Genomic DNA, 17,098 nt, shown 5'->3' on the forward strand with positions numbered 1-17,098 from the left:
CACCCCATGAACATTCTCACCGGCTATCTCCGCCAGCTGGGAACGGCCCTGCGGTTCCTGCTCTTCGCCTCCCTGGTCCTCGGCGTGGCCTACCCCCTGGCCGTCTTCGGCGTCGGGCAGCTCATCGCCCCGTACCAGGCCAACGGCTCCATCATCAAAGACGGGACCGGCGCCCTGGCCGCGTCGGCGCTGATCGTCCAGGCCTCCGCCAACGACGACGGCGCCCAGGACCCGCGGTGGTTCCACGCCCGGCCTTCCGCCGTGAAATGGGAGCCGGCGTCGTCCTTGGCGTCCAGCCTCGGCCCCAACGATCCGAAACTGCTCGACGCCGTGGCCGCGAACCGCTCCGCCGTCGCCGCCGCTGAAGGAATCAGTCCGGCCGAGGTGCCCGCGGACGCGGTGACGTCCAGCGGCTCAGGGCTGGACCCTGACATCTCCCCGGCGTATGCCCGGCTCCAGGTTCCGCGGGTAGCCGCAGCACAGGGTCTCAGCACCGACGCTGTCGCGTCGTTGGTGGACCGGCACACCAGCGGCGGCCTCGAGGCCTTCCTCGGCCAGCCCTCCGTCAATGTGACGGCTTTGAACCTCGACGTGGCTGCCGCCGCCAAGGCGTCGTCGCCCCCCCAATCCAAGTGAAAGAATGACGGCATGGCACGTGGAACGCTGCGCATCTTCCTGGGGGCCGCACCCGGGGTCGGCAAGACCTACGAGATGCTCGAAGAGGCGCACCGGCTGGGCCGGCGCGGCGAGGACGTCGTGGTGGCGTTCGCCATGGACCACGGGCGCAGCGAAACGCGCGCGCTCCTGGGCGGTCTCGAAGTCGTCCCGCCCAGGCGCCTGCCCTACCGGGGCACCGAGTTTGACGAGATGGACCTGGATGCAGTCCTGGCCCGGGCGCCGGGTACCGCCGTCGTGGACGAATACGCCCACTCCAACATCCCCGGCAGCCGCTATCCCAAACGCTGGCAGGATGTCGACGCGCTGCTGGACGCGGGCATCGATGTGCTCTCCACCGTCAATATCCAGCATCTTGCGTCCCTGGGCGACGTCGTCAGTGCCATCACCGACGTCCACCAGGCGGAGACGGTGCCAGACGACGTCGTCCGCCGGGCGGATCAAATCCATCTCGTAGACATCTCCCCCGAACTGCTCCGCCAGCGCCTGGGCGACGGCAAGATCTACGCGCCCGAGAAGATCGACGCCGCCCTCGCGAACTACTTCCGGCTGGGCAACCTCACCGCCCTGCGGGAGCTGGCGCTGCTATGGCTGGCGGACCGCGTGGACGAGGGCCTGGCCAAATACCGGGCCGAAAACGGCATCGAGGAAAGCTGGCCGGCCCGCGAGCGCATCGTGGTGGGGCTGACGGGCGGTCCGGAAGGGGACGTCCTGATCCGCCGGGGCGCCAGAATCCTCAACCGGGTCAACGGCGGGGACTTGCTGGCCGTGCACGTCCGGGCCGCGGACGGTGTGGCGGGCGAATCGCCCCAGGCGCTGGAAGCCCAGCGCCACCTGATCCAGGACCTGGGCGGCAGCTACCACATCGTGACGGGCGAGGACCCTGCCGACGCCCTCCTGGACTTTGCCCGCAGCGTCAACGCAACCCAGATCGTCGTCGGCATCTCCCGGCGCAAGAAGATCGCCGGGCTGCTGGGAAGCCTGCTCGGCGGCGGGGTCGGGACCAGGGTGGTCCGGGATTCCGGCGACATCGATGTCCATATGGTCTCCCATCCGCTCGGCGGCCATGGCACCCGGCCTTCCCGACGGGACCTGGGCCGTGTCAGGGTCACGGTGGGGCTCGTCCTGGCCGTGACGCTCCCTGCCCTCCTGCAGTTCCTGCTGCTGGTCCTGAACCCGGAGCGGAACGTGGCCACGGCGATGCTGGTCCAGCTCACCGGCTCTGTCGCGGTGGCCCTGGTGGGCGGACTGTGGCCGGCGATCCTCGCCGCGCTCTGGAGCAGCCTGCTGGTGAACTACTTCTCCACCCCGCCCCTCGGCAACCTGACGATCAGGGATCCGCAGAACTTCCTCGCCCTGCTGGTGTTCGTGGGGGTCTCGGCTGCCGTCGCGGTCGTCGTCGACCTTTCTGCCCGCCGTTCCAAGGAGGCCGCACTGGCCCGTGCCGAGGCCACGACGCTGGGGGACCTGACCCGCGGCGCCGCGGGGTCGGAGGACACCGTCCAGGCGCTGTTGGAGCAGGCGCTGGATGTTTTCCAGGTCCGGGGAACCGCGTTGTTCACCCGCGAGTCCGACGGCGGTGACGGCACCACAAGCGCGGTCAGCGGGCGGCCGTGGCGGCTGCTCGCCACGGCCGGCGAGATCCCGGCCGCCGCCGAGGCAGGACGGGATAGCGACGCCAGGGGCGAGAACGTCGAGGAGATCGATGCCGCCACGCGCCTTGTCCTGTTCGGACGGATCCTGCCGGCCAGCGACCGGCGCCTCCTGGGGGCCTTCGGTGTCCACGTGGCGGCCCAGCTTGAACGCCAGCAGCTCGTTGCCAGCCGTCGGGAGATGCTGCGCCTGGCCGAGAGCAACACCATGCGCACTTCCATCCTGCGCGCAGTGTCCCACGACCTGCGCACCCCGCTGGCCGGGATCAAGCTCGCCGTCGGCGGCCTGCGCCACGACGACGTCCGCTACACGCGGGAAGAGGAGCAGGAGTTGCTGGCCACCATCGAGGAGTGCTCGGACCGGCTTGACGCCCTGGTGGGGAATCTGCTGGACATGTCCCGGATCACCTCGGATGCCGTCCATCCCCTGCTCAGGCCGGTGCGCTGGTTCGAGGTGATCCCGGCAGCCCTCAGCGCCGTCCCCGAGGGCAGGGTCCGCGTGGACCTTCCCGCCAACATGCCCGAAATCGACGCCGACCCGGGAATGCTGGAACGGGTCATTGCGAACATCGTCGAAAACGCCGTGAAATACGCCCCGGACTCAGACATTGTCCTGGCGGGGACGGCCGGCGGCCTCAGCCCGGCGGCTCTCGAAGGACGCCCCGCGGGCGAGCTGCGGATCATTGATCATGGCCGCGGCGTTCCTGCGGAGAGGGTGGTCGAGATGTTCCGTCCGTTCCAGCGGCTCGATGACACGCCGCAGGCCACCGGAATCGGACTCGGACTGGCCGTGGCGAAAGGATTCACCGAGGCCATGAGCGGAGGTCTGGCCGCGGAAGAGACACCAGGTGGCGGATTGACCATGGTCATCCGGCTTCCCCTGTCGGCAGGCACGCCGTTCGATGCACGCCGCGCCCAGGCCCCGGTCGAGCCGCAGTCGGTCCTGGGGCGCCGCCGCCATACCCTGCCGCTCACGCCCGGACCGGACGCCGGATGACCGCCGTCCTGGTGGTCGATGACGACCCGCACCTGCTGAGGGCGCTCCGGATCACGCTGCAGGCCCACGGCTACGCGGTGACGACTGCGGCTGACGGCCGTTCTGCCCTGCTGACGGCATCCCAGCACCCCTTGGCGCTGATCATCCTGGACCTGGGACTGCCCGACATTGACGGCACCACGGTGCTGCGGGAGCTCCGGTCCTGGAGCCAGGTCCCCATCCTGGTGCTCTCCGCACGCCACGGCTCCGAGGACAAAGTGGAAGCACTCGACGCCGGCGCGGACGACTACATCACGAAACCCTTTGGCCTCGATGAGCTGCTGGCCCGGATCCGAGCCCTCCTGCGCCGCAGTGTCGACCCGGAACAGGCACCCGTGGTTACCACCGAGGCCTTCACCGTAGACCTGGGCAAACACCGCGTCATCCGCGACGGCCAGGATGTGCGGCTGACCCCCACCGAATGGAACATCCTGGAGGTGCTCGTCCGGAATCCCGAGAAGCTCATCACCCAGCGACAGCTGCTCTCCGAGGTCTGGGGCCCCGCGTATGCCAAGGAAACCAACTACCTCCGGGTCTACATGGCCCAGCTGCGGCGCAAGCTGGAACCGGACACCGCCAGACCCCGCCATCTGCTCACCGAGGCAGGTATCGGGTACCGGTTCATGCCGTGACGGTTTCCCCACGGCGGCGCGTCCCATGGATACTGGGGCGATGAGTATTCGCACGTCTCCCAACCGGGTGGATGCAGACCTGCAGCCCATGCCGGAACTGCCCGCCCAAGTGCGGGCGGTGCTGAACGGCATCCCGGCGATGGTGGGGTACTGGGACAGGGACCTCCGCAACTGCCTTGCCAACGATTCCTACCGCGAATGGTTCGGCGTGGCCCCGGACAGGATGCGCGGCATGCATATCCGGGAGTTGCTCGGCGACGAGCTTTTCGCGGCGAACCATCCCTACATGGTCAAGGTGCTCACGGGAGAGCCGCAGCTGTTCGACCGCACCCTCGTTGATGCCGCCGGCAAGACGCGCTACACCCAGGCCTCCTACATGCCGGACCTGCGCGACGGCGTCGTCCACGGTTTCTTCGTCCTGGTCACCGATATCACCGAGCGGGTGCTCTCCGACCGCAACAGGCAGCGGGACATGGACCGGTACCGGGCGCTGGCGCGGAGCGTCCCCGGCGTCTTCGTGCTCCTCTTCGACGCCGACCTCCGCTATCTCATTGCCGAAGGGCAGGAGCTGGAGACGTTCGGCTACCACACCGACGAGCTCGAGGGCCGGGTCATCCATGAGGTGCTGAAAGGCAATCTGGCCAAAGAGCTCGAGCCGCGGTACCGCGCAGCCCTGGCCGGGCAGGAGGTCACGTGGGGCCGGCAGATCGGCCACCGCACGTACCGGCTGACGGCCGGCCCCGTCTTCTCTGCCGGCGAGGCCACAGCCGGGATGGTGGTGGCGGTGGACATGACCGAACGGCTCGAGCAGGAGCAGACCTGGGCGGCCCTGCACGAGATCGCAACCGCAGTCGCCCGCAATGCCGCCCCCACGGACATCTCCGAGAAGGTCGCGTTCATCGTGCGCTCGCTCTTTGGCGTGGACTCGGCTGCCGTCGTCCGTCTAACGGGCGCCTCCTCGGCGGAAATCGTGGCGATGGCACCGGCCCGTCCGCTGGTCCTGAGCCGCGAACACATCTTCTCGTCCACGGACACGTCGGCCACTGTCCGCGTTGCCGTGACGGGCAAGCCTGCACTGGTGGTTTACGGTCCGGAAGGCGGCCCGGCCTCGGACCAGATGCTCGCCGGAGGCTTCCGCTCGGCGGCAGCGGCTCCCATCCGGGTCCACGGCCGGCTTTGGGGCGTCGTCACCCTGAGCTCCAAGTCCCCGGCCGGGGTCACGGGGGCCATGGTGGACCGGCTGGCGCAGTTCGCGGAACTCGTGGAGATCGCGATCGGCAACGCCGAAGCCCGGTCCAGCCTGGAGCTTCAGGCCAGCACGGATGCCCTGAGCGGGCTGCCGAACCGCCGTGCCCTGGAAGTGCATCTCCACCGGGAAACGGAGCTGGCCACGTCCCGCGGCACAAGCCTCAGCGCCGTGGTCCTCGACATCGACCACTTCAAGAAAGTCAATGATTCCTTCGGCCACCTGACCGGGGACGCCGTGCTCGCAGAGGTCGCCGCCAGGCTGCGCCAGGTCGCCCGCCAGGGAGAGGTCGTCGCCAGGTTCGGCGGCGAGGAGTTCGTGTGGCTCCTGCCCGGAACCGACAGCACGGCGGCCCTGCAGGCGGCGGAACGGGCACGGTCCGCGATCGCGTCCGCACCCTTCGGCGAGGCGGGCTCCATTACGGTCTCGGCCGGAGTCTGCGAGCTGCGCGAGGCCGGCTTGCACAGCCTCCTGGCCTGCGCGGACCGTGCGCTGTACGCCGCCAAGCATGGCGGACGCAACCGCAGCCTGCGGTACGCCGAGGGGGAACCCGACGGGCGCTCCGCCGCCAAACAGGGCCGCAACTTTTAGACGAACGCCGACTTCCCGGTCACGGCCCGGGCCACGATGAGGGAATTGATTTCGTAGCTGCCCTCGTAGGTGTACAGGATTTCGGCGTCGCCAAAGAGCTTGCCCATCTCGTAGTCGCTGCTGATCCCGTTGCCGCCCATGAGCGACCGGCCCATGGCCACCGAGGCCCGGGCCAGCCGGGTCGTGGTGGATTTGGCCATCGCCGCCTGGACCATTTCCAGCTTGCCGTCCTCCTGGATCCGGGCCAGCTGGGCCATGAGGGCCAGTGAGGCAGTAGCGTTGCCCAGGATCTCGGCGAGCTGCTGCTGGATGAGCTGGAAACGGGCCAGTTCCTTGCCGAACTGCTTGCGCTCAAGGGAGTAGGACCGCGCGACGTCGAACGCGGCCAGCTGGATCCCGGCACCTTGCCAGCCCACCCAGGCGCGCGAATCGCGCAGGAGTTCGTTGGCTTTGCCGAAGTCGGTGGCCCCGGGCAGCAGGTTGGACTCCGGAATACGGACGTCGTCGAGCACGATGTCCGCGTTCTGCATGATCCGCAGCCCGATCTTGTTGGCGATCTTGGTGGCGGTGTAGCCGGGCGTGTCCGTCTCGACGATGAAGCCTTTGATCTGCTGGTCGGCGACGTCCCGTGCCCAGACGAGCGCGAAGTCGGCGATGGTGCCGGCACCGATCCAGCGTTTGGCGCCGTTGATCACCCATTCGCCGTCCTCCAGCCGCGCCGTGGTGGCCAGGCCGCCGGCGATGTCCGATCCATGGTCGGGCTCCGTCAGGGCAAAGGCTCCCAGTTCGGTGAAGGCGGTGAGTCCCGGCAGCCACCGGGATTTCTGTTCTGCGGAGCCGAGCTGGTCGATCATGCCGACGATCAGTTCGTTGTGGATGCCGACGAGTGCCGAGAGCGATACATCGGCGCGGGCCACTTCGACGTACATCAGGCCCTTGAAGAGCTTGGATGTGCCGTCGGTCTGTAGCCCGCCCAGGCCGTGCTTGCCCAGTTCGGCCAGCAGGTCGAAAGGGAATTCCTCACGGTTCCAGTATTCGATCGAGGCCGCCCGGACCCGGGACTGGAGGAATTCGCGGATCTCCTGGTAACGGATCCGTTCCTCCGGCGACAGCAGGTCCACGATGTACATCAGGTCGGCGTCAGGAAACGGCGGCACCGCCGCGGACCCCTCCTCCGTGTCGGCGCCCGTCCGGGCCCCCGTCGAGACGAGCGTTTGTCCGCTGGCACGTTCTTGTGGCTGCACGGGCATGTATCCCTTCCTCATGCGCCGCGTGCTGGGCAGCGCCGCTCTTCCAAACCCTTGGATGTCCTAGTATATTGCAGAGTGATGGGGATCACTAGGCGGGGCATCGCGCCGGCCGGTGCGCCCATCAGGGAATGGCGCCGGGCCCGGACGGCTCCGCGCGAAGACGTCGAAAGGTGCACCATGACCGTCACTGAGGAATTCCGCGCCGCACGGGACAGGCTGCTCGCCCTTCGACAGGACTATGACGCAGCGCGCAGCGAATTCCGGTGGCCGCGCTTTGAGGAATTCAACTTTGCCCTCGACTGGTTCGACCAGATCGCGGCGGACCCGGCCAAGGCCCACCAGCCGGCCCTCGTGATCGTCGAGCAGGACGGCTCCGCGACGCGGCGCAGCTTCGCGGACCTCTCACAGCGTTCGTCCCAGGTCGCCAACTGGCTGCGGCGCCAGGGTGTCCGGCGCGGGGACCGGATGATCATCATGCTCGGCAACCAGGTGGAACTCTGGGAGCTCATGCTGGCCGGCATCAAGCTGGGCATCGTCATGATCCCCACCACCACCCTGATGGGACCGGCGGACCTCAAGGACCGGGTGGAACGCGGCGGCGCCACCTGGGCCGCCGTCGGAAGCGCTAACATCGCGAAGTTCGCCGACGTCCCCGGCGACTACACCCTGATCGAAATCGGCGACGGCGGCACCGGCCCGGCCGCGGCCCTGCAGTATTTGGAGTCCGCGTCCGCGTCGCCGGACTTCACCGCCGATGCCCCAACCCTGGCCGACGAGACACTGCTGCTGTACTTCACGTCCGGCACCACGTCCAAGGCCAAACTGGTGGAACACACCCACACCTCGTATCCGGTAGGGCACCTGTCCACGATGTTCTGGATCGGGATGGAGCCCGGCGATGTGCACCTCAACGTGGCCTCCCCGGGCTGGGCGAAGCACGCCTGGTCCAACGTCTTCACGCCGTGGATCGCCGAAGCCTGCGTCTTCATCTACAACTATGAGCGCTTCGACGCGAAGGCCCTGATGGAGCAGATGGACCGCGAGGCAGTGACGAGCTTCTGCGCTCCGCCCACCGTCTGGCGCATGCTCATCCAGGCCGACCTCACCCTGTTGAAGAACCCGCCCACGAAGGTGGTCTCCGCCGGTGAACCGCTCAACGCCGAGGTGATCGACCAGGTCAACCGGGCCTGGGGGCAGACCATCCGTGACGGCTTCGGCCAGACCGAATCCACCGTGCAGATCGCGAACACCCCGGGCCAGCCGATCAAGATCGGCGCCATGGGCAGGCCGCTGCCGGGGTACGACGTCGTGCTGGTCGACCCTGCCACCGGTGAAGAGGGCGACGACGGCGAGCTCTGCCTGCGCCTCGATCCCCGGCCCGTCGGGCTCATGAAGGCGTACTACGGGGACGCGGAAAAAACGGCGGACGCCTTCCGCGGCGGCTATTACCACACGGGGGACATGGCGAGCCGGGACGAGCGCGGCATCATCACCTACGTGGGCCGGGGCGACGACGTCTTCAAGTCCTCCGACTACCGGCTGTCCCCTTTCGAGCTCGAAAGCGTGCTGATCGAGCACCCGGCGGTCGCGGAGGCCGCAGTCGTCCCCTCCCCCGATCCGCTCAAGCTCTCGGTACCCAAGGCGTTTGTGGTCCTGGCCGCCGGGCACCAGCCCGGGCCCGAGCTCGCCGAGGACATCCTGCGCTACTGCCGCGACCATCTGGCCCCGTTCAAGCGGATCCGCCGGCTCGAGTTTGCCGAGCTGCCCAAGACGATCTCCGGCAAGATCCGGCGCGTGGAGCTGCGGCACAGCGAGGAACTCCGGCACGGCGGGGGCGCTGTTCCGGCCGGGCTCGGCGTCGAGTACTCCGAGTCGGACTTCCCGGGCCTGAAGGGCCAGGGCTGACCGTGGCAACGCCGCTGCCGCGTGATCCGATCGCCGAGGCCCGGCTGAACTGGGAACGGCACGGCTGGGCCGACGTTGCCGCGCCGATGGCCGCCATCACCGCCATCATGCGCACCCAGCAAATCCTGCTGGCCCGGATCGAAGCCGCCCTTAAGCCGTTCGGGCTGACGTTCGCCCGGTACGAACTCCTGGCGCTGCTGAGTTTCGCCCGCAGCGGCGCCCTGCCGATGAACAAGGCCAGCGCCCTCCTGCAGGTCCACCCCACGTCCGTGACCAACGCCGTCGACCGACTCCAGGACGCCGGCCTCGTCATCCGTTCGCCGCATCCCACCGACGGGCGCACCACGCTGATTGAGCTCACCCCCGAGGGGCGCACCCTGGCCAAGCGGGCGACGGCGGTGCTCAACTCCGAAGTCTTCGGCCAGTCCGGCTTCGCCGAGCAGGACGTCGACCAGCTGATCCGGATCCTGGGCACATTCCGCCGGAATGCCGGGGACTTCAGCGGCTAGGGAGGTTCACATGGGGACATGGCAGGGAATTGGGGCCGGGCCCGGATCGGGGGACACGGACTTCATTACGGTGGGCGGCAGCTTATTCGGCTACGCCGCATCTGCCGAAGCCGCGATCCGCAGCTTCGAATCCACCGGCCAGGCTGACAGCATCATCGACAGGGCAGGCAATGACCACCCGCTGCTGGCCGGTGCAGGCGGACACCTCACACTGGGGCACTCCACCGGGAAGGCGGATATTGACCGGCTGCGGGCGGCCTGGGAGGCCGCGCAGCAGGAGAACCCGCGCAGGTACCCTCTGGAGCGGCTGATGCGGGACTCCGAGGCCGGGTTCCTGGCCTCCCTCTTCGAAGTACTGGAAGAAACGGCCGCCGGCTCAGCAGGAGCCCAGGCGTGGATCGTGCGCCAGCCGGGCCGGACACAACATCTTCAGTCGCTGGAGGAGGTCAACGCGTTGCTGCTCACCGCAAAAGACCTGCAAGAGGCGATCCTGCAGGACCCGTACGGGCACCTGTACCGGCCGCACCGGATGGTCCGGGGCACGCTGGCCCTGACGGACCGGCACTACCTCGTGTACCGGGAGGAGTTCCCCGGGGACGTCCCGGGCACCTGACGCGGGCCGCGGCTGGCATCCAGCGCACCAGCGCCGGCGCACTCCGGGTTCCGGGCAGGGCCATCACCGGCTGAGCCGCTCCCGCAGGCCTGCCGCCAGGCCGGCGATCGTGAGCAGGTCGAACAACCCACCTCCCGTCTCCACGAGGCGGCGCCGCCGGACGCCCGCGAGCCGGAGCCGAAGGTGCACCCGGGTGGACAGCCCGGCCGCCGGAACCGGCGCCGGAACCGGCCGCAGCACGATGGCCCAGCTGATGGACACCGTGCCGCGGCGGGAGCGGTGTACGAGGGCCCGGGGCGGGTCGATACTCACGATTTCAAAGCTGGCCCCCGGGCCGCCCCAGTCGGCGATCACATCCCCGGCCCGAAGGTCCAGCAGCCCGGGGTCGATGTGCCGGAGGGCGCGCCGGCCGGGCGGAACCAGGCGCTCCGCCCAGCCGGGCAGGTACCAGCCGGAGCGCTCCTTGCCCAGCTGCAGCATCCACGGCCAGACCGCGTCGGGTGCTGCGGGCAGGTCAAAGGCCCGGTCCATGACGACGTCAGGTGCGGGGACCAGGCCGTCACCGGGCACCACCGCATGGACCTCCTCCGGGGAGGCTCCGACTCCCAGGAAACCGGTGTTCATGATGGCTACCTCTTTTCGGGAAGTGCCTGCGGTGCACCCTAGCGGTGGTTGAATTCGGGCTCGCGCTTCTCGGTGAAGGCGGCCATGCCTTCCTTCTGGTCCTCGGTGGCGAACAGCGAGTGGAAGACGCGCCGCTCGAACAGCACGCCCTGGGCAAGCCCGGTCTCAAAGGCAGCGTTAACCGCTTCCTTGGCCACCATCGCCACGGGCTTCGATTTGGACGCGATCACCCCGGCCGCCTTCAGTGCCTCCTCGACGACGTCGGCGGCCGGGACCACGCGGGAGACCAGGCCCGCCCGTTCAGCCTCCTCGGCGTCCATGAAGCGGCCGGTCAGGATCATGTCCATCGCCTTGGACTTGCCCACCGCGCGGGTCAGGCGCTGCGAGCCGCCCATGCCCGGGAGCACGCCGAGGTTGATTTCCGGCTGGCCGAACTTGGCGTTGTCCCCGGCGATGATGAAATCGCACATCATGGCCAGCTCGCAGCCGCCGCCGAGGGCGAATCCGGACACGGCCGCGACGACGGGAATGCGCAGCCGGGTGAAGTCCTCCCAGCCGCGGAACCAGTCCGCCGCGTACATGTCCATGTACCCCTTGGACTGCATTTCCTTGATGTCGGCGCCGGCTGCGAAGGCCTTCGCCGAACCGGTCACGACCACCGCACCCACCGCGGGGTCCGCGTCCATCGCGGTGACGGCCTTGACGAGTTCGTCCATCGTGGCCTTGTTCAAGGCATTCAGGGCTTCCGGCCGATTTAGCGTCACGAGGCCCACGCGGCCGCGGCGCTCCACCAGGATGTTGCCGTACTGATCCGTCATGAGTGTTCCCCTTAGCTGGTTTGAGTCTGGTTCCGGATCTGGTGCCGGTTTGGCTTCGGTCCGGGCCTAGTGCCCGGCCGCGCCGGAGCCTGATTTGTCCCGGATGTCGGTAATGATTCCGGAGAAGTCCCGGCCCGCCCCGCCTTCCGCGGCAAACGTATCGTAAATTTCCGACGCGAGCGGGCCGAGCCGGGCCGCGACTCCGGTGCTCTGCAGCGCGTTCAGCGCCAGTTTGAGGTCCTTCGCCATGAGCGCTCCCGCGAAGCCGGGCTGGTAATCCCGGTTGGCCGGGCTCGTGGGGACCGGTCCGGGCACCGGACAGTTCGTGGTCAGCGCCCAGCACTGTCCCGAGGCGGCGGAAGCGACGTCAAACAGCGCCTGATGGGTCAGCCCCAGTTTTTCGCCGAGCACGAAGGCCTCGCTGACCGCGATCATGGAGACGCCCAGGATCATGTTGTTGCAGATCTTCGCGGCCTGTCCGGCACCGTGTTCCCCGCAATGGACCACGCGTTTGCCCATTACCTCCAGCATCGGCTGAACGGTCCCGAAGTCCTCCGGCAGGGCGCCCACCATGAACGTCAGGGTGCCTGCCTCGGCACCCACGACCCCGCCGGAGACAGGCGCATCGACGGCGCGGTGGCCCGCGGCGACCGCCAGCTGGGCGGCCTCGCGGGCCTCGTCCACGTTGATCGTCGAGCAGTCCAGGAACATGGTGTCGGGCCCGGCCACGTCCAGCAGGCCGGGCTGGCCGCCGGTGCCGCGGTAGGCATCCAGGAGGTGCTTGCCGCTGGGCAGCATGGTCAGCACGACGGCGGCGCCGGCTACGGCTTCGGCGGCGGTGCCGGCCGTGGCGATGCCGTGGGCCGTTGCCGCCTCGATGGCCGCGGGCACGACGTCGAATCCGGTCACGCTGTAGCCGGCCTTGACCAGGTTGACGGCCATCGGGCCGCCCATGTGGCCGAGCCCGAGGAAGGCGATGCGGCTTTCCTTTGCTGTGGTCTCAGGCATTGTTCTTCTCCTTTGAAGAGAGCTTCAGTTCACGCTCGCCCAGCGGCGCAAAGTAGGACTCGACGTCGTCCCGCGTCACGTCCGCGAGCGCGGCGGGCTGCCAGTGCGGCGTGCGGTCCTTGTCCACCACCTGCGCCCGGATGCCCTCGCGGAAGTCGGGGCCGGCCAGGAACCGCAGGCCCACCCGGTACTCCTGTTCCAGGGCCTGGGCCAGGTTCAGTCCACGGACCCGGCGCAGGGATTCGAGTGCCACTTTCACGGCCGTCGGCGACTTGGCGGTGATCGTGTCGGCGGCCTCGGCGGCTGCTGCTCCCCCAAAAGTGCGCAGCCGGCGAACGATCTCCTCCGCGTCGTCACGGGAGTAGCAGACGTCGATCCACTCGCGCTGTCCTTCGAGGCTGGACGGCGGGGCCTGCTCCGTGAAGCGCGCGACGGCGGCGTCCACCGGTTCCCTTTCCAGCGCCGCCGCGAGCTCCGCCAGGTGCGCGGAGGGCACGAAGTGGTCCGCGAGCCCCAGGAACAGCGCGTCCGGACCGCTCAGGTGCGCACCGGTCAGGGCGGCATGGGTGCCGGACTCCCCCGGCGAGCGGGAGAGCAGCAGGGTCCCGCCGACGTCGGGCACGAAACCGATCGTCGTCTCGGGCATCCCCATCCGGGTGCGTTCAGTGACGATCCGGACCGAGCCGTGCGCGGAGATCCCTACGCCGCCACCCAGGACCAGCCCGTCCATGAACGCCACGTACGGCTTGGGGAAGGCGTCGATCAGGGCGTTCAGCCGGTACTCTTCCTGCCAGAATTCCGACGTGCCGGTCCCGCCGTCGAGCATGTCCCGGTAGATGGCCACGATGTCGCCCCCGGCGCAGAGGCCCCGGTCGCCGGCGCCGCGGACCAGCACGGCCGCGATGGCGTCGTCGTCGGCCCACTGCGTGAGCTGCTCCAGCATGGCGGAGGCCATGCCTGCGGTAAGGGCGTTCACGGCCTTGGGCCGGTTCAGGGTGACGACGCCGAGCCGGCCGCGGCGCTCAAACAGCACCTCGCCGGCTGCAGGTCCGGAGACTTCGGGTAGCTCCGCCATCAGCTGCCTTCCGGCATCACGAAGCTGGCGCCCGTCCGGATACCCGACGGCCAGCGGGTGGTGACCGTCTTGGTCTTGGTGTAGAAGCGGAAGGCGTCCGCGCCGTGCTGGTTCAGGTCGCCGAAGCCGGAGGCCTTCCAGCCGCCGAAGGTGTAGTAGGCGATCGGTACCGGGATGGGGACGTTGATGCCCACCATCCCCACCTGGACGCGGCTGGCGAAGTCGCGGGCCGAGTCGCCGTCGCGGGTGAAGATCGCGACGCCGTTGCCGAACTCGTTTTCGCTGCAGAGGCGCAGCGCTTCGTCGTAGCTTTCCGCACGGAGGACGCTGAGCACCGGGCCGAAGATCTCCTCTTTGTAGATCTTCATTTCCTTGGTGACGTTGTCGAAGAGCGTGGGGCCGACCCAGAAACCGCCCTCGTAGCCTTCCACCTTGAGGCCGCGGCCGTCGGTGAGCAGGCTGGCGCCTTCCTCGACGCCGGAGGCAATGTAGCCTTCGATCCGGTCCTTGGCGGATGGCGCCACGACGGGGCCGAAGTCGGAGTCCTTGGCGAGGCTGTGGCCGACCTTGAGGTCCGCGATCCGCTCCTGCAGCTTGGCCACGAGCGCGTCGGCGGTCTTCCGGCCGACCGGCACGGCGACCGAGATCGCCATGCAGCGTTCGCCGGCGGAGCCGAAGCCTGCGCCGATCAGGGCATCCGCGGCCATGTCCAGGTCCGCGTCCGGCATGATGACCATGTGGTTCTTGGCGCCGCCGAAGCACTGGGCGCGTTTGCCGTGGGCTGCGGCGGTCGCGTAGATGTACTGCGCGATCGGCGTCGACCCGACGAAACCGATGGCCTGGACCCGGGAGTCCTCCAGCAGCGCGTCCACGGCCTCCTTGTCCCCGTTGACCACGTTGAAGACGCCGTCCGGCAGTCCGGCCTCGGTGAAAAGCTCGGCCAGGCGCAGCGGCACGGAGGGGTCCCGCTCGGAGGGCTTGAGGATGAAGGCGTTGCCGGCGGCGAGGGCGGGCCCGGACTTCCAGAGCGGAATCATGGCCGGGAAGTTGAACGGCGTGATCCCGGCAACCACGCCGAGTGGCTGGCGCATTGAGTGGACATCGATGCCGGTGCCGGCGCTGTCCGAGAACTCGCCCTTGAGCAGGTGCGGGGCGCCCGCGGCGAACTCCACGACCTCGATGCCGCGCTGGATGTCGCCCTTCGCGTCGAGGAAGGTCTTGCCGTGCTCGGAGGAGAGCAGGGTGGCGAGTTCGTCCATGTTCGCGTTGACGAGGTCAACGAATTTGAGCAGGATCCGGCCGCGGCGCTGCGGATTCATGGCGGCCCATTCGAGCTGGCCCTTTTCCGCGTTGGCGACCGCGTTGCGCACTTCCTCGGCGCTGGCCAGCGGCACCCGGGCCTGGACCTCGCCGGTGCAGGGATCATAGACGTCGCTGAAACGCCCCGAGGTGCCCTCCACATGCTCTCCGCCAATGTAATGGGATAGCTCACGAACCATGATCGAATGCTCCTTTGCACCTGTGGTTGCCTGGCTTGCTGCCGGCGTCGATGGCCTGGATGACCGCGCCGAAGTGTGACCCAGATCATCCCCGGTTCTGAATATACTCGGACTTCCTACTAATTTCCAGAGCGCCCGGGGGAGCCCCGGCCGCTCCGCCCCGCTGACAAGTTCGGTAAGTTAGGGACTGTGAAGATTGCTACTTGGAATGTGAACTCGCTCCGCGCCCGTGCCGACCGCGTGGAGGCCTGGCTGCAGCGCACCGACTGTGACGTCCTGGCCATCCAGGAAACCAAATGCAAGGACGACAACTTTCCCTGGGAACTGTTCGAGCGCATGGGCTATGAAGTCGCGCACTTCGGCCTGAGCCAGTGGAACGGGGTGGCGATCGCCTCCCGCGTGGGACTCGACGACGTCGAGCGCACCTTCATGGACCAGCCTGTCTTCGGCAAGAACGGCAAGGATGCCGTGCAGGAAGCCAGGGCGATCGGCGCCACATGCGGCGGCGTCCGCGTCTGGAGCCTGTACGTCCCCAACGGCCGCGCCCTCGATGACGAACACATGCCCTACAAGCTCAGCTGGCTGGACACGCTCAAGTCCCATGCCGAGGCGTGGGTCCAGGCGGACCCTGAGGCCCAGATCGCCCTGATGGGCGACTGGAACATCGCCCCCCAGGACGAGGACGTCTGGGACATCGACTACTTCCGGACCGAAGGCCTCACCCACGTCAGCGAGCCCGAACGGGCAGCTTTCCGGGCCTTCCAGGACGCCGGGTTCCAGGATGTGGTCCGCCCGCACACCCCGGGGCCCGGCGTCTACACCTACTGGGACTACACGCAGCTGCGCTTCCCGAAGAAGGAAGGCATGCGGATCGACTTCGTCCTGGCCTCCCCCGCCCTGGCAGCGCGCGTGACCGGGGCGATGATCGACCGCGAGGAGCGCAAGGGCAAAGGCGCCTCGGACCACGCCCCGGTGGTAGTGGAGCTGGCCGACTGATGGGCAAGGTCCCGGGAAGCGTCGTGATCCGATGACAGGAAGCCTCTACCGCGGACAGGCCGGACTGCCGTTCTCGTCCGCGCTTCGGATCTATGAGCCCCTGGACGCGTTCGCCCCCGACCAGCAGCAGGCCCTGAAGGCGGTGGCCGCGGGAACGGCCTCCCGAGCCGCCGTGGAGAATGCCGAGCTGCTCGCCTCCCTGGGACGCATCACCCGCCCGGGCGGGGACCCGTTTCCCACCGGACGGACGGATCTGGTGCGCGTTGTCGCGGCACCGGCGAAACCTGCATCGGCCAAGAACAGCACGCCGGACGGGACCGCGGCCGATCCCGGCAGCCCCGCCGCCCCCGCGAAGCCCGAGCGGCTGCTGTACTGCCCCAGCCAGCTGGTCCTGCGCGCCGGACTGGCGGCAAATGCCCTCATGGAAGGGATCCACGGGCCCCTGGCCCAGCTCCTGATCCCGGAGGAGCAACGGGACAAGCACCAGGAACGCATCGATGAGGTGCGCGCCCACGAGGGCGTGAGCCGCGTCCACACCCGCGCTTCCACGTGGGGCATCCCGTTCAGCTGGTTCTGCCTGTTCCAGGAATCGGCTCCCACGGACGTCGTGGAGTCCGAGGGCCACATCGTCACCGTCCGCATCCGGGCCAGCATCAGCGAAGCGCTGGATCGGGTGCGGTATGCGGTGGCGCATCTGGCCATCGCCGCGCCTGACCTTGACATGCTCGAGGACCTGACCCAGCTCACCGAGTGGCTGGAGTTGTTCCACCCGGAGTCGGTTGTGGAACTCGATTATGGCGCGGTCGCCGACAAGGTCTACCCGGATGACTCCCCGCTGGACGTGCGGCTGGGCATTGAGTGCCTGGCCGAAGGCGATATGACGGGGGCCGCCGCAGCGTACCGACGGCTGGCTTCCCGCTGGATCCCGATCCGGCAACTGGCTCGCGCGTCCTGAACGGCAGCCGGGAC

Annotated in this window: 15 protein-coding genes; 9 read left to right on the forward strand and 6 right to left on the reverse strand. The window is 68.6% G+C overall.

Features of this window, described 5'->3' with window-relative positions; genetic code table 11:
• The first annotated feature begins 6 nt into the window (after positions 1 to 6).
• The 4 genes from kdpC to AC1DCZ_RS02560 are packed head-to-tail and all read left to right on the forward strand — an operon-like array spanning position 7 to position 5,832.
• Complete coding sequence (gene kdpC, locus AC1DCZ_RS02545; RefSeq protein WP_476973273.1) at positions 7 to 636, forward strand: K(+)-transporting ATPase subunit C; 630 nt, start codon at positions 7 to 9, stop codon at positions 634 to 636.
• 12 nt (positions 637 to 648) lie between these two features.
• Positions 649 to 3,324 carry a DUF4118 domain-containing protein gene (locus AC1DCZ_RS02550; protein ID WP_476973274.1) on the forward strand — a complete coding sequence of 892 codons (2,676 nt, stop codon included), beginning with the start codon at positions 649 to 651 and terminating at the stop codon, positions 3,322 to 3,324.
• On the forward strand, positions 3,321 to 3,995 hold the full coding sequence (locus AC1DCZ_RS02555) for a response regulator (RefSeq protein ID WP_476973275.1): 675 nt from the start codon (positions 3,321 to 3,323) through the stop codon (positions 3,993 to 3,995). The genes AC1DCZ_RS02550 and AC1DCZ_RS02555 overlap by 4 nt, the downstream gene beginning before the upstream one ends.
• A gap of 40 nt (positions 3,996 to 4,035) precedes the next feature.
• Positions 4,036 to 5,832, forward strand: coding sequence for a sensor domain-containing diguanylate cyclase (locus AC1DCZ_RS02560; protein ID WP_476973276.1), 1,797 nt, complete (start codon positions 4,036 to 4,038; stop codon positions 5,830 to 5,832).
• Here the strand turns inward: AC1DCZ_RS02560 and AC1DCZ_RS02565 are convergent.
• On the reverse strand, positions 5,829 to 6,962 hold the full coding sequence (locus tag AC1DCZ_RS02565; protein ID WP_476973316.1) for an acyl-CoA dehydrogenase family protein: 1,134 nt from the start codon (positions 6,960 to 6,962) through the stop codon (positions 5,829 to 5,831). The genes AC1DCZ_RS02560 and AC1DCZ_RS02565 overlap by 4 nt on opposite strands.
• 297 nt (positions 6,963 to 7,259) lie before the next feature.
• On the opposite strand from AC1DCZ_RS02565, the gene AC1DCZ_RS02570 reads away from it, so the two are divergent.
• Genes AC1DCZ_RS02570 through AC1DCZ_RS02580 form a run of 3 tightly spaced genes read left to right on the forward strand, consistent with a single transcriptional unit; the run spans position 7,260 to position 10,109 of the window.
• Complete coding sequence (locus tag AC1DCZ_RS02570; RefSeq protein ID WP_476973277.1) at positions 7,260 to 8,987, forward strand: AMP-binding protein; 1,728 nt, start codon at positions 7,260 to 7,262, stop codon at positions 8,985 to 8,987.
• Positions 8,988 to 8,989: 2 nt separating this feature from the next.
• On the forward strand, positions 8,990 to 9,496 hold the full coding sequence (locus AC1DCZ_RS02575) for a MarR family winged helix-turn-helix transcriptional regulator (RefSeq protein WP_476894461.1): 507 nt from the start codon (positions 8,990 to 8,992) through the stop codon (positions 9,494 to 9,496).
• Positions 9,497 to 9,506: 10 nt separating this feature from the next.
• A complete protein-coding gene (locus AC1DCZ_RS02580; RefSeq protein WP_476973278.1) occupies positions 9,507 to 10,109 on the forward strand; it encodes a hypothetical protein in 603 nt (200 codons plus the stop codon).
• Between the two features lie 63 nt (positions 10,110 to 10,172).
• Here the strand turns inward: AC1DCZ_RS02580 and AC1DCZ_RS02585 are convergent, their stop codons facing one another.
• The 5 genes from AC1DCZ_RS02585 to AC1DCZ_RS02605 form a co-directional block, all read right to left on the reverse strand.
• Positions 10,173 to 10,733: a hypothetical protein gene (locus AC1DCZ_RS02585; RefSeq protein ID WP_476973279.1), complete on the reverse strand. Its 561-nt coding sequence runs from the start codon at positions 10,731 to 10,733 to the stop codon at positions 10,173 to 10,175.
• Between the two features lie 38 nt (positions 10,734 to 10,771).
• Positions 10,772 to 11,551 carry an enoyl-CoA hydratase gene (locus tag AC1DCZ_RS02590; RefSeq protein ID WP_476973280.1) on the reverse strand — a complete coding sequence of 260 codons (780 nt, stop codon included), beginning with the start codon at positions 11,549 to 11,551 and terminating at the stop codon, positions 10,772 to 10,774.
• Positions 11,552 to 11,617: 66 nt separating this feature from the next.
• Positions 11,618 to 12,559, reverse strand: coding sequence for a 3-hydroxyisobutyrate dehydrogenase (mmsB, locus tag AC1DCZ_RS02595; protein ID WP_476973281.1), 942 nt, complete (start codon positions 12,557 to 12,559; stop codon positions 11,618 to 11,620).
• Positions 12,552 to 13,634, reverse strand: a complete 1,083-nt coding sequence (locus tag AC1DCZ_RS02600; protein WP_476973282.1) for an enoyl-CoA hydratase/isomerase family protein — start codon at positions 13,632 to 13,634, stop codon at positions 12,552 to 12,554. The genes mmsB and AC1DCZ_RS02600 overlap by 8 nt, the downstream gene beginning before the upstream one ends.
• Positions 13,634 to 15,133 (reverse strand): CoA-acylating methylmalonate-semialdehyde dehydrogenase, encoded by a 1,500-nt coding sequence (locus AC1DCZ_RS02605; RefSeq protein ID WP_476973283.1) that lies wholly within the window; start codon positions 15,131 to 15,133, stop codon positions 13,634 to 13,636. Before AC1DCZ_RS02605 ends, AC1DCZ_RS02600 begins: the two co-directional genes overlap by 1 nt.
• A gap of 189 nt (positions 15,134 to 15,322) precedes the next feature.
• Between AC1DCZ_RS02605 and AC1DCZ_RS02610 the strand changes: the two genes are divergently transcribed.
• Positions 15,323 to 16,129, forward strand: coding sequence for an exodeoxyribonuclease III (locus tag AC1DCZ_RS02610; protein WP_476894468.1), 807 nt, complete (start codon positions 15,323 to 15,325; stop codon positions 16,127 to 16,129).
• 31 nt (positions 16,130 to 16,160) lie between these two features.
• On the forward strand, positions 16,161 to 17,084 hold the full coding sequence (locus AC1DCZ_RS02615; protein WP_476973284.1) for a DUF8083 family protein: 924 nt from the start codon (positions 16,161 to 16,163) through the stop codon (positions 17,082 to 17,084).
• The last annotated feature ends 14 nt before the right edge of the window (positions 17,085 to 17,098 follow it).

It is taken from the genome of Arthrobacter sp. 10N418 (assembly GCF_056394725.1).

Excerpts from the sequence above, each read along its gene's own strand:
- kdpC (WP_476973273.1), top strand. The coding sequence starts at position 7 with ATGAACATTCTCACCGGCTATCTCCGCCAGCTGGGAACGGCCCTGCGG.
- AC1DCZ_RS02550 (WP_476973274.1), top strand. The coding sequence starts at position 649 with ATGGCACGTGGAACGCTGCGCATCTTCCTGGGGGCCGCACCCGGGGTC.
- AC1DCZ_RS02555 (WP_476973275.1), top strand. The coding sequence starts at position 3,321 with ATGACCGCCGTCCTGGTGGTCGATGACGACCCGCACCTGCTGAGGGCG.
- AC1DCZ_RS02560 (WP_476973276.1), top strand. The coding sequence starts at position 4,036 with ATGAGTATTCGCACGTCTCCCAACCGGGTGGATGCAGACCTGCAGCCC.
- AC1DCZ_RS02565 (WP_476973316.1), bottom strand. The coding sequence starts at position 6,962 with ATGTACATCGTGGACCTGCTGTCGCCGGAGGAACGGATCCGTTACCAG.
- AC1DCZ_RS02570 (WP_476973277.1), top strand. The coding sequence starts at position 7,260 with ATGACCGTCACTGAGGAATTCCGCGCCGCACGGGACAGGCTGCTCGCC.
- AC1DCZ_RS02580 (WP_476973278.1), top strand. The coding sequence starts at position 9,507 with ATGGGGACATGGCAGGGAATTGGGGCCGGGCCCGGATCGGGGGACACG.
- AC1DCZ_RS02585 (WP_476973279.1), bottom strand. The coding sequence starts at position 10,733 with ATGAACACCGGTTTCCTGGGAGTCGGAGCCTCCCCGGAGGAGGTCCAT.
- AC1DCZ_RS02590 (WP_476973280.1), bottom strand. The coding sequence starts at position 11,551 with ATGACGGATCAGTACGGCAACATCCTGGTGGAGCGCCGCGGCCGCGTG.
- mmsB (WP_476973281.1), bottom strand. The coding sequence starts at position 12,559 with ATGCCTGAGACCACAGCAAAGGAAAGCCGCATCGCCTTCCTCGGGCTC.
- AC1DCZ_RS02600 (WP_476973282.1), bottom strand. The coding sequence starts at position 13,634 with ATGGCGGAGCTACCCGAAGTCTCCGGACCTGCAGCCGGCGAGGTGCTG.
- AC1DCZ_RS02605 (WP_476973283.1), bottom strand. The coding sequence starts at position 15,133 with ATGGTTCGTGAGCTATCCCATTACATTGGCGGAGAGCATGTGGAGGGC.
- AC1DCZ_RS02615 (WP_476973284.1), top strand. The coding sequence starts at position 16,161 with ATGACAGGAAGCCTCTACCGCGGACAGGCCGGACTGCCGTTCTCGTCC.